The organism is Providencia vermicola (genome assembly GCF_010748935.1).
Taxonomy (GTDB): domain Bacteria; phylum Pseudomonadota; class Gammaproteobacteria; order Enterobacterales; family Enterobacteriaceae; genus Providencia; species Providencia zhejiangensis.
Window position 1 is genome coordinate 3,923,720 of the sequence record NZ_CP048796.1, and the last position, 11,937, is coordinate 3,935,656.

An 11,937-nucleotide genomic window follows, 5' to 3' on the forward strand; every position below is an offset into this window, starting at 1 on the left:
TTTGTCATGCTTTCAGCGAGTCCCTTATTTTTAAACAGCATATATGCTGAATGTGATTAACCTTCAGCTTTGACAGCGTCAGCAATACGATTTGCCATGGCTAAAACTTCAGCTTCATTTTCGCCTTCCACCATAACACGAATCAGTGGTTCAGTTCCTGATTTTCTCAGTAACACACGGCCTTTACCTGCCAATTCCTTCTCCACTTGCTCATTTGCCGCCAATACCGCTTCACTTTGCAGTGGATCATGGGAACCAGAAAAACGCACGTTGACCAAGACTTGAGGAAGTAATTTCATTCCACTACAGAGATCATGCAGGCTCATTTGGTTACGTACCATCGCACTCAATACTTGCAAACCAGCAACAATGCCATCTCCTGTTGTCGTCTTATCTAATAAGATAATATGACCTGAGTTTTCAGCTCCCATACGCCAGCCTTTTTCTTGAAGCTTCTCAAGGACATAACGGTCACCTACTTTTGCACGTTCAAACGGAATACCGAGCTGTTTCAGCGCAATCTCTAACCCCATATTACTCATTAGTGTGCCAACAACGCCACCTTTTAGCTGACCTTGACGTAAGGCTTCACGTGCGATGATATACAGGATTTGGTCACCATCGACTTTGTTACCTTCATGGTCAACCATAATTAAACGGTCACCATCACCATCAAACGCCAAGCCAACATCCGCTTTTTCTGCTAAAACACGCTCTTGCAGCATGCGTACGTCGGTAGCACCGCATTTTTCATTAATGTTAATGCCATTAGGCTCGCAGCCAATTGCGATCACTTCCGCGCCTAATTCACGAAAAACATTCGGTGCAATGTGATAAGTGGCACCATTCGCGCAATCAATAACCACTTTTAAGCTAGATAGACTTTGCTCACTTGGGAAGGTGCCCTTACAAAATTCAATGTAACGCCCTGCCGCATCAACGATACGATTTGCACGACCTAATTCAGCTGACTCGACACAAGTGATCGGCTTTTCCATTTCTGCTTCTATCGCTTCTTCGACTTCATCAGGTAATTTTGTACCATCAATAGAGAAGAATTTAATGCCATTGTCATCATATGGGTTATGAGAAGCGGAGATAACGATACCTGCTTCAGCACGGAAAGTTCGAGTAAGGTAAGCAACGGCAGGGGTTGGCATTGGACCTGTGAATGAAGCAGATAATCCTGCCGCCGCCAAGCCAGCCTCTAAAGATGACTCCAACATATAACCAGAGATACGCGTATCTTTACCAATAATAATTTTCCGTGAACCATGGCGCGCAAGGACTTTTCCTGCTGCCCAACCTAATTTTAAGACAAAATCAGGCGTGATTGGGCTATCACCCACTTTGCCACGAATACCATCGGTACCAAAAAATTTACGGTTACTCATACGCTAACTTTTCCTTTTCTGACAGAGTCATCTGAACGATCTGCATTGCTTGAACGGTTTCTTTGACATCATGCACACGAATAATTTGTGCACCTTTCATTGCGGCAATTGTCGCGCAAGCAACACTTCCCACAAGCCGTTCTTGTGGTGGAACATTCAATAAGTTTCCAATCATAGATTTACGAGACATGCCTGCCAATAGCGGTAGTCCGAAATCATGAAACTGATCCAAATTTGCCAATAGCTGGTAATTATGCTGCAAATTTTTGCCAAAACCAAAACCTGGATCGAGTATTATCTGTTGCCTATCAATTCCTGCCGCGACACAGCGCTCAATTTCAGTATTAAAATATTCTTTAACTTCTCTTACCACATTTTCATAATTAGGCGCGTCCTGCATGGTTCGTGGTTGACCTTGCATATGCATAATACACACAGGTAAACCACTTTGAGCCGCAACTTCGAGGCTACCCTCTTCATGTAATGAGCGGATATCATTGATTAAGTGCATGCCTGCTTTTGCCGCCTCTGACATGACTTCTGCTTTTGAGGTATCAACAGAAATCCAGACATCAAATCGTTTTGCGATTGCTTCAACAATAGGAATGACTCTATCGAGTTCTTCGTTAATCGAAACATCGGCAGCACCGGGACGGGTCGATTCACCGCCGATATCGATAATCGATGCTCCTTCATTAACCATTTTAGCGGCATGCTCGAGTGCATCATGATAACGATTATGAGTGCCACCGTCTGAAAATGAGTCAGGAGTAACATTCAAAATCCCCATCACCTTGGGAGCCGACAAATCAAGTTCACAACCTTTCGCTCTGATTTTCATTCGTTATCTCACCTTAACGTAAAAAACCCCAGAGACCTGGGGTTTTTCTATATAGACTTCACGATAGCTTACTGAGGTTTGTTATCGTTTGTATTATCTGGTGAATGCGATCCACCTTCACTGTCTTTTGGTTCTTCAGATTGTTGAGGTTTTTCCGTATTGATTTCAGGCTTTGATGCGCTTGCACCAGTACCAAAGGAACCCGTTACGTTACTTACCTTTTTATCTTCATCCCAACCTGCTGGCTCACGCACTGGACGTCGATTCATCAGATCATCAATCTGAGGCATATCGATAGTTTCATATTTCAACAATGCATCTTTAGTTGCATGCAAAATATCAATATTGTCTGTTAACGTTTTATAAGCCAACTGATAACAGTGGTCTAAGATAATTTTAATTTCTTCATCGACAATGCGAGCGGTTTCATCAGAAATGCCAGAACCATTACCAGAAGAACGACCTAAGAACGCTGGACCTTCCTCTTTAGAATACTGCATTGGACCTAAACGATCTGAGAAGCCCCATTGTGTGACCATGTTACGTGCTAAGTTTGTCGCAAACTGAATATCAGATGACGCACCGGTTGTGACTTTTTCACGACCATAAATCAACTCTTCTGCGATACGACCCGCATATGCCGTTGCAATCATCCCTTCCAGTTTTAGGCGGCTACGGCTGACTTCATCCCCTTCAGGTAAGAAGAAGGCCACACCGAGCGCTTGTCCACGAGGAACAATAGTCACCTTATGAACAGGGTCATGTTCAGGCATTAAGTGACCAACAATCATATGCCCACCTTCATGATAGGCGGTTGATTCTTTTTGTTCTTCCGTCATCATCAGAGAACGACGCTCAGCACCCATCCAAATTTTGTCACGCGCTTTTTCAAACTCAACCATCGAAACAACACGTTTATTTGCACGAGCGGCGAATAAAGCGGCTTCGTTAACTAAGTTTGCTAACTCAGCACCCGAGAAACCCGGTGTCGCACGAGCTAAGATAAAGGTATCAACACTTGGGTCGATAGGAACACGACGAATATGAACTTTTAAAATTTGTTCACGACCACGAACATCCGGTAGTCCAACAACAACCTGACGGTCGAAACGGCCTGGACGCAATAATGCAGGGTCAAGAACATCAGCACGGTTGGTCGCAGCAATAACGATAATCCCTTCATTGCCTTCGAAACCATCCATTTCAACCAACATTTGGTTCAATGTCTGTTCACGCTCATCGTGACCACCACCTAAACCGGCACCACGTTGACGACCTACAGCATCGATTTCATCGATGAAAATAATACAAGGCGCGGCTTTTTTCGCTTGTTCAAACATATCACGAACACGAGATGCACCAACACCCACAAACATTTCAACGAAATCAGAGCCTGAGATGGTAAAGAAGGGGACTTTTGCTTCACCAGCAATGGCTTTAGCAAGCAACGTCTTACCCGTACCTGGAGGGCCTACCATCAAAACGCCTTTAGGAATTTTACCACCCAGCTTTTGGAAACGAGCAGGTTCACGGAGGAAATCAACGATTTCACCGACTTCTTCTTTTGCTTCATCACAACCTGCAACATCCGCAAAAGTTGTTTTGATTTGATCTTCCGTCAGCATTCTAGCTTTGCTTTTACCGAATGACATCGCTCCCTTACCGCCACCACCTTGCATTTGGCGCATAAAGAAGATCCAGACACCGATTAGCAGAAGCATTGGGAACCAGGAAATAAAGATAGTTTGCAGAAAGCTAGGTTCTTCTGGTGGCTCACCAACGACAGTTACGTGCTTATTTAGTAGCGTGTCTAACAGCTTCTCGTCCTGCATAGGAAGATAAGTTGTATAGCGGCTATTATCAGCTTTTCTGACGTTTAATTCACGACCTGTGATACGAACTTCACGTACCTGATCCTGGGCTAACTCATTGATAAACGTAGAATAATCAACTCTGCGATTATTCGAATCGCTTGGGCCAAAACTCTGGAACAAGGACATCAGAACAACTGCGATGACTAACCAGAGAATCAGGTTTTTCGCCATGTCACTCAAGGGATTAACCTCATATTACAACTGTGTTAACAAATAACGTTCAGGGTACTACAGTTTTAGCCCTGTCGCTACAATGTATACTTCACGCGATCGTGCCCGCGAAGATTCGGGTTTACGAACTTTTACCTTCGTAAATAGGGAGCGGATATCCCTGAGGTACTCGTCAAAGCCTTCTCCCTGAAACACTTTAACAATAAAACTTCCCCCAGGTGCCAGCACAGCACGGCACATATCCAATGCTAACTCAACCAGATACATCGATCGAGGTATATCGACCGCGGGAGTCCCACTCATATTGGGAGCCATGTCAGACATGACTACCTGGACTTTTTTATCACCAACCCGCTCTAACAATGCTGCCAACACTGCTTCTTCACGAAAATCCCCTTGAAGGAAATCAACGCCGACAATCGGGTCCATAGGTAAAATATCACAAGCAATCACCCGGCCATTATTGCCTATTTGGCTGACAACATACTGTGACCAACCTCCGGGTGCTGCCCCCAAATCAACAACGGTCATGCCTGGTTTAAAAATTTTATCACCTTGCTGGATTTCATCCAGTTTAAACCATGCACGTGAGCGAAGCCCTTTCTTTTGTGCTTGCTGAACATATTTATCACTAAAATGTTCTTGCAACCAGCGACTTGAGCTTGCCGAACGTTTTTTATTGGCCATTGCATTTTCCAACTATACTAATAGAACACATCTATCCCCACTATTTTTCAAACTACATGACTATTCATCACTTCACAGACATGTAACACGAATTATTTTGGGTATTCATTGTTACTTCTTTACCATCCGACAGAGATTAATTGATGGTGATAGATATCAGATGGCGGTAGAATAAGCCATTTTCAATACTAACGAAGTAAAAAATCGATGAATCTTAACAAAAAACAAATCCAGCACCTGAAAAGCCTTGCTCATCACTTAAACCCAGTTGTTATGATTGGCAACAATGGATTAACTGAAGGCGTATTAGCAGAGATTGAACTTTCATTAGCTCATCATGAGCTTATCAAAGTCAAAATCGCAGGCGAAGATCGCGAAACTAAAAATTTGATCGCGGCGGCAATCGTTCGCGAAACGGGTGCTGCTAATGTACAAATTATAGGCAAGATACTTGTTCTCTACCGTCCATCGGCTGAGCGCAAAATTATTTTACCTAAATAATCACCCTTAATTTATATAAAAATGCCATTGAAGGCAGCTTTTATATGAAGAAAAAGGCCGCTAGCGGCCTTTTTCGCTAATACAGTAAAATAATATAACCAATTCAGTGAAATAGGAATCAGATATACTCAACTTTAAGAATTTCGAACTCAACATCACCGCCTGGGGTTTTAATCACAACCACATCATCGAGTTCTTTACCTATCAACCCGCGTGCAATCGGTGAATTGACAGAGATTAGATTAATTTTAATATCTGCTTCATCATCACCCACAATACGGTAAGTCAGTTCTTCATCTGTATCAACATTCAGAACAGTTACTGTTGCACCAAAGATCACACGACCATTATTTGCCATTTTAGTGACATCAATCACCTGAGCATGGGAAAGCTTTGATTCGATTTCTTGAATTCGACCTTCACAGAAACCCTGTTGTTCGCGCGCAGCATGATATTCTGCGTTTTCTTTCAAGTCACCGTGTTCACGAGCTTCGGCAATTGCTGCAATAATTTCCGGGCGGCGGACAGATTTAAGATGATCGAGCTCTTCTCGTAATTTATCTGCACCCAATACCGTCATTGGAATCTGTTTCATTGATAAATACCTCTGTTTCAATCCTATCTAAAAATAAGTATCTTCCTGATTTTTGTAACAACAGCACACTACCCCCCGTAAGAAAAAAGGGGGCGTTCGAACAATACACAGGCCGTGAATGACTCTTTAGTAACCATTCACACACTTATCTTATCACAATGCTTGCCATTCTAACGTAGAGTTAATAGCGGGTCATCGTTTACTTTTTCAGGCATTACACTTTAGTATGTACAGTATGTCTACCCTAATGCGTGAAATTTATGCCGTTATTAACACTCACCAGAAAATGGATCATCACTTTAGGACTTGTTTTGGCGACAGGACAAGCAGTTGCTATTCCGATTGATGATTATAAACAATATTTACCCGATGGTACTAACCTCGCTCTGGTTGCGCAAAAAGTCGGTAGCGATACGCCTATTATTGATTACAACGCACAGCAAATGGCACTGCCTGCTAGTACTCAAAAAGTCGTTACTGCTCTCGCTGCACTTTTACAGCTTGGCCCTGATTACCGTTTTGTGACCAACTTTGAAACGGACGCCAAATTAAGTGGTAATACATTAACGGGCGATCTTGTTATCCGCTTTAGTGGCGATCCAACGCTCACTCGCCAACAGATTCGCAATATGGTGAATGCATTAAGGCAGTTGGGGATCCACAAAATAGAGGGGGATCTCATTGTCGATATTTCGGCATTTACCAGCCATGATAAAGCGCCAGGCTGGGTGTGGAACGATATGACACAATGCTTCAGTGCGCCCCCTGCTGCGGCTATTATCGATAGAAACTGTTTTTCGGTCTCACTTTACCCCGCCCAGAAAGCGGGTGATATGGCCTATATCAAGGCTGCGAGTTTCTACCCCGTTAATATGTTTAGTGAAGTCAAAACATTAGCCCCAGGCGCTCCTGAAGGTCGCTATTGTGAACTTGACGTCGTGCCGGGCGAGTTAAATCGTTATACCTTAACAGGGTGCCTAGCTCAACGCAGTGAACCTCTACCACTCGCGTTTGCTGTACAAAATGGGGCTAGCTATTCTGGCGCTATTGTTAAAAATGAACTACAAAATGCAGACATTGAATTAACCGGTCATGTGAAAAAACGCACGCTACCAACGGCGCCATCACAGGTTTTAGTCAAAACGGAATCACAGCCACTGCATGATCTGCTCAAAGTCATGCTGAAAAAATCTGACAACATGATTGCTGATACCGTATTTCGTACTATCGGGCGTGACTATTATGGTGTCCCCGGAACATGGCGTTCCGGCTCCGATGCGGTTAGACAGATTTTAAAGCAGAAGGCAGGCATTGATTTAGGAAACACCGTAATGGTCGATGGCTCAGGCTTATCACGCCATAACCTAATTACGCCTGCAACTATGATGGAAATTTTACAGTTTATTGCCAAAAATGATCAGCAACTTGATTTTATTTCGATGCTGCCTCTTGCAGGACACGATGGCACGTTACGCTATCGTGGTGGGTTAGATGAAGCGGGCGTCAATGGCAAAGTTTCAGCAAAAACAGGTGCGTTACAAGGAGTCTATAACCTTGCTGGCTTTATAACTACTGCCAGTGGTCAACGAGTCGCCTTTGTACAATTTATTTCTGCCTATGCAGTACCACAGAATCAACAACGTAGTCGACGTGTTCCTTTGGTGCGTTTTGAAAGCAGACTCTATAAAGATCTTTTCCAAAAAAATTGATCACCTAACATGATCAAGACAAATAAAAAGGCGCGGTAATAAGCATCCGCGCCTTTTTCATATCAGTCGATTGACTTATTTTTGATAGATGATTTCGACACCTTCGTCATCATCTTCATCCCAATCGTCATCCCAATCATCCAGATCTTCGGCACCCTCTAGTTGCTCTTTGTGGTAGTCATCCCACATAAATTCAACTTTTTCAGGTTGTTTTTCATCTTCAGTGACGGCCATATCACGTGGTTGAGTTTCCATAAACTCCATGATATCCCAGCACAGGGCTTTTACGCCTTCATGATTCACCGCAGAGATCATGTAGTATTTGTCTTCCCAGCCCATGGCTTTGGCAATTTCAGCCGCACGCTTAGCAGACTCTTCAGGGCCAAGAATGTCGACTTTGTTAAAGACCAACCAACGTGGTTTTTCAGCGAGTTTTTCACTGTATTTTTCGAGTTCGCTAATAATGATCTTCGCATTTTCTACTGGATCAGATTCATCAATTGGGCAAATGTCGATTAAATGCAATAAAACGCGACAACGCTCTAGGTGCTTAAGGAAACGGATCCCTAGACCTGCGCCTTCAGCTGCCCCCTCGATCAATCCAGGAATATCTGCAACCACAAAGCTTTTTTCGTTATCCATCCGTACGACACCGAGACTTGGCACTAAGGTGGTGAATGGATAATCTGCAACTTTTGGCTTTGCAGCTGATACAGAGCGAATAAAGGTAGACTTACCTGCATTCGGCATCCCTAACATACCGACATCTGCCAAGAGCATTAATTCTAACATCAGTTCACGCGTTTCACCTGGAGTACCCATCGTGCGTTGACGTGGTGCACGGTTAACTGAAGATTTAAAACGGGTGTTACCTAGGCCATGAAAACCGCCCTTAGCAACCATTTGACGCTGTTCATGGCGCGTCATATCACCCAGTACCTCACCGGTACCAAGATCGCGTATACGCGTTCCTACAGGGACTTTAATCGTGATATCTTGACCACGCTTACCGGTACAGTCACGGCTTTGTCCATTTTGCCCACGCTCAGCGCGGAAAGATTTTTCAAAGCGATAATCGATGAGTGTATTGAGGTTCTCATCTGCTTGCAGGTAAACGTCACCGCCGTCACCGCCGTCACCGCCGTCAGGTCCACCTTTTGGAATATATTTTTCACGACGGAAGCTGACACAACCATTGCCGCCATCTCCCGCCACAACCAAAATCTTGGCTTCATCTACAAATTTCATAACTCTTTCTCCGTATGATAGCCATTATAGTGCTGGATGGCCGCGTTACCCAGAGATGGCGTATTTTGAATATAAAAAGCCCCGCAAAAAGTTTTTGCAGGGCTTTAATTCGAATTAAAAGTCAGAAAACTTATTCAGCTTCGATGCTGATAAATTTACGATTTTGAGGACCTTTAACTTCAAATTTAACTTTTCCGTCCGCTAAAGCGTACAGAGTGTGGTCACGGCCACAACCTACGTTGTTACCTGCGTGGAACTTAGTACCACGTTGACGAACGATGATGCTACCTGCTAATACAGCTTCGCCACCGAAACGTTTTACACCCAGACGTTTTGCTTCTGAATCGCGACCGTTACGAGTCGAGCCGCCAGCCTTTTTGTGTGCCATTAATCTGCTCTCCTAAATCTTAAGCGATGCCAGTGATCTTAACATCAGTGAACCACTGACGGTGACCCTGTTGTTTACGGCTGTGTTTACGACGACGGAATTTGACGATCTTAACTTTATCGCCACGACCGTGTGCAACCACTTCCGCTTTCACTTTTACGCCTTCAACGACAGGAGCGCCAATTTTGATATCGTCGCCATTAGCAACCATCAGAACGTGATCAAATTCAACAGTTTCACCTGTTGCGATGTCCAGCTTTTCTAGGCGGACAGTTTGACCTTCGCTAACTCGGTGTTGTTTACCACCACTTTGGAAAACCGCGTACATATTAACTCCGCTTTCCGCGTACTCGCTAAATAATTTAATTCCAGAGTACGCTATAAAATATTCACAATAGGGCGCGAATTCTACGCAAAAAAGCGTCAGAACACAAGCCAATAATGCAGTTAGATCACAAAAAAACCGACTTTTTTATTCCATGCACAGGTTAGCCGCTAAATTATGATGAATAACTCGAATTGTTACTTATTTAAACATTTTTTGCATTACAACTAATTATCTTAGAAATATTAATGTTATGCTTACAGGATAACTGTTTTATTGGCGGCACCTTTTTTTAGCAACAGGTGACGGCTAAAATCTTATAATATGAATAAATTACGATGAATTTAGAATCTATTGTTGAACTAACTACAGAGGATATGTCAGCGGTTAACGAGGCAATCCTCAGTCAATTGAATTCAGACGTTGCGCTCATTAACCAGCTTGGTTATTACATTGTTAGCGGTGGTGGGAAAAGGATCCGTCCAATGATCGCAGTGCTGGCAGGACGATCTCTTGGCTATTCCGGGCATAAACATATTCAAGTTGCTGCCCTGATCGAGTTTATCCATACAGCCACTTTATTACATGATGATGTGGTCGACGAATCGGATATGCGCCGTGGCAAACAAACTGCCAATGCTGTTTTCGGCAATGCGGCAAGCGTACTGGTAGGAGACTTTATTTATACTCGATCCTTCCAGATGATGACGGATCTTGACTCTATGCGCGTATTGAAGTTGATGTCAGAAGCCACAAACGTCATCGCAGAAGGTGAAGTTTTACAGCTAATGAACTGTAACGATCCGAACATTACTGAAGAAAACTATATGCAAGTGATCTACAGTAAAACAGCCCGCTTATTTGAAGCTGCTGCACATGCTTCGGCGATTTTAGCCTCTGCAACTCCCGAGCAAGAGAAAGCCTTACAGGACTATGGCCGTTATTTAGGTACAGCCTTTCAATTGATTGATGATCTGTTAGATTATGATGCCGATAATACGCAACTCGGTAAAAATACGGGTGATGATCTTGATGAAGGGAAACCAACGCTTCCTCTTCTGCATGCAATGAATCATGGCACTGAAGAAGAAGCTAAATTGATCCGCCAAGCGATCGAGCAAGGTAATGGTCGTCATCTGCTAGAGACAGTACTCGCTACCATGAAACGTTGTGGCTCGCTCGAGTATACTTATACCCGCGCACAGGAAGAGTCGCAAAAAGCCATTGATGCCTTAAGTGTTCTCGATGATTCAATATACAAAGAAGCGCTTATTGGTCTTGCTAACGTCGCGATTTCACGTCATTCATAGTTCTCTATGCCATTAGGGGATGAAATTATTCTTCCCCTTTTTCTTCTTGTTCTATTCGAGCGAGCAATGATGATAAACCATAGCGCAAAATATATTTAACGATTTTATTGCGCTCAGCCTCTGTCAGTTGGTAATACGCGCCCGTCCATATTTGTAAAGCATCCATCCTTTGGCTTTGATACCCCACAGAAGGTTCCGCAAGACTCAGTTGACCCTGTATTTCTCCAGGCAAGCTATCTAAATGATATTCTACAGCTTTACCTTGAACACCACGCTTACGACGATTTTTCCATCCTTCCCTTCTCGCCATTAAATTAACGCCTTGGGGGGAAGTTGGTAAGCCTTCTAAACCTGCTAATTCTTTCGCAGTGAACCACATTTTTTTCATATTATCTCTTTCGAATTTATATGATGAAATCTGCCGTTGAGGCTATATCTAGAACTATATCTCTACCTTGTTAACAAAGAATTAATTGAGCTTAAATATAAGTATTCTTCATTAATTAATTACATCAGACCTCTTTTTAAGGTAGGTCATTTTTTATTTATTAAATCCACTAATGCTATTACCCCTTCGCGCATAATAAATGCCAAAATGGCGCTGCGCTCTTCCGGTGAAAGCTGGTAATATATTTCCTGCCAAATAAATGCATTATCATTATGTTTTACTTGATATAATGCAGGCGTCTCATAAACAGAAAAGGAATCAAATAAACCTTCAGGTAAACTATGAATATGATATTCCAACGCCTTTCCTTGAATACCTCGCCGTTTGCGGCATAGCCAGTTTTCCCGACGAGCCATCGCATTTATCCCCTGAGTTGTCATTGGCAGTCCCTTTAAACCAACTAACTCTTTCGCTGTTAACCACTCTTTTTGCATACTTGACCCTCC

13 protein-coding genes are annotated in these 11,937 nt (G+C 43.2%); 3 read left to right on the forward strand and 10 right to left on the reverse strand.

All coding sequences use genetic code 11. The features are described from left to right. Positions 1-56 precede the first annotated feature (56 nt). The 4 genes from glmM to rlmE form a co-directional block, all read right to left on the reverse strand. Positions 57-1,394 carry a phosphoglucosamine mutase gene (gene glmM, locus G3341_RS17755; RefSeq protein WP_154622851.1) on the reverse strand — a complete coding sequence of 446 codons (1,338 nt, stop codon included), beginning with the start codon at positions 1,392-1,394 and terminating at the stop codon, positions 57-59. Further along, on the reverse strand, positions 1,387-2,235 hold the full coding sequence (gene folP, locus G3341_RS17760; protein WP_154622852.1) for a dihydropteroate synthase: 849 nt from the start codon (positions 2,233-2,235) through the stop codon (positions 1,387-1,389). Before folP ends, glmM begins: the two co-directional genes overlap by 8 nt. A gap of 68 nt (positions 2,236-2,303) precedes the next feature. Next, positions 2,304-4,280 (reverse strand): ATP-dependent zinc metalloprotease FtsH, encoded by a 1,977-nt coding sequence (gene ftsH, locus G3341_RS17765; protein ID WP_154622853.1) that lies wholly within the window; start codon positions 4,278-4,280, stop codon positions 2,304-2,306. A gap of 57 nt (positions 4,281-4,337) precedes the next feature. After that, a complete protein-coding gene (gene rlmE, locus G3341_RS17770; protein ID WP_154622854.1) occupies positions 4,338-4,967 on the reverse strand; it encodes a 23S rRNA (uridine(2552)-2'-O)-methyltransferase RlmE in 630 nt (209 codons plus the stop codon). A 207-nt stretch (positions 4,968-5,174) separates the two neighbouring features. On the opposite strand from rlmE, the gene yhbY reads away from it, so the two are divergent. Beyond that, on the forward strand, positions 5,175-5,468 hold the full coding sequence (gene yhbY, locus G3341_RS17775) for a ribosome assembly RNA-binding protein YhbY (protein WP_154622855.1): 294 nt from the start codon (positions 5,175-5,177) through the stop codon (positions 5,466-5,468). Positions 5,469-5,586: 118 nt separating this feature from the next. Here the strand turns inward: yhbY and greA are convergent, their stop codons facing one another. Beyond that, positions 5,587-6,063, reverse strand: coding sequence for a transcription elongation factor GreA (gene greA, locus G3341_RS17780; protein WP_154622856.1), 477 nt, complete (start codon positions 6,061-6,063; stop codon positions 5,587-5,589). Between the two features lie 260 nt (positions 6,064-6,323). Between greA and dacB the strand changes: the two genes are divergently transcribed. After that, positions 6,324-7,772 (forward strand): serine-type D-Ala-D-Ala carboxypeptidase, encoded by a 1,449-nt coding sequence (gene dacB, locus G3341_RS17785; RefSeq protein ID WP_154622857.1) that lies wholly within the window; start codon positions 6,324-6,326, stop codon positions 7,770-7,772. Between the two features lie 75 nt (positions 7,773-7,847). Here dacB and cgtA read toward each other — a convergent pair whose 3' ends face one another. From cgtA to rplU, 3 genes are all read right to left on the reverse strand, one after another. Further along, on the reverse strand, positions 7,848-9,020 hold the full coding sequence (gene cgtA / locus G3341_RS17790) for an Obg family GTPase CgtA (protein ID WP_154622858.1): 1,173 nt from the start codon (positions 9,018-9,020) through the stop codon (positions 7,848-7,850). A gap of 130 nt (positions 9,021-9,150) precedes the next feature. Further along, positions 9,151-9,408: a 50S ribosomal protein L27 gene (gene rpmA, locus G3341_RS17795; protein ID WP_004915755.1), complete on the reverse strand. Its 258-nt coding sequence runs from the start codon at positions 9,406-9,408 to the stop codon at positions 9,151-9,153. A 19-nt stretch (positions 9,409-9,427) separates the two neighbouring features. Further along, the gene (gene rplU / locus G3341_RS17800) at positions 9,428-9,736 is read right to left on the reverse strand and encodes a 50S ribosomal protein L21 (protein ID WP_004915752.1); all 309 of its coding nucleotides are present in this window, start codon (positions 9,734-9,736) and stop codon (positions 9,428-9,430) included. Positions 9,737-10,071: 335 nt separating this feature from the next. Here rplU and ispB point away from each other — a divergent pair, with 335 nt between their 5' ends. After that, positions 10,072-11,043, forward strand: coding sequence for an octaprenyl diphosphate synthase (gene ispB / locus G3341_RS17805; protein ID WP_154622859.1), 972 nt, complete (start codon positions 10,072-10,074; stop codon positions 11,041-11,043). Positions 11,044-11,068: 25 nt separating this feature from the next. Here ispB and G3341_RS17810 read toward each other — a convergent pair whose 3' ends face one another. Both G3341_RS17810 and G3341_RS17815 read right to left on the reverse strand, forming a co-directional pair. Beyond that, the gene (locus tag G3341_RS17810; protein ID WP_154622860.1) at positions 11,069-11,431 is read right to left on the reverse strand and encodes a DNA-binding protein; all 363 of its coding nucleotides are present in this window, start codon (positions 11,429-11,431) and stop codon (positions 11,069-11,071) included. 146 nt (positions 11,432-11,577) lie between these two features. Continuing rightward, positions 11,578-11,925, reverse strand: a complete 348-nt coding sequence (locus G3341_RS17815) for a DNA-binding protein (protein WP_154622861.1) — start codon at positions 11,923-11,925, stop codon at positions 11,578-11,580. Positions 11,926-11,937 lie beyond the last annotated feature (12 nt).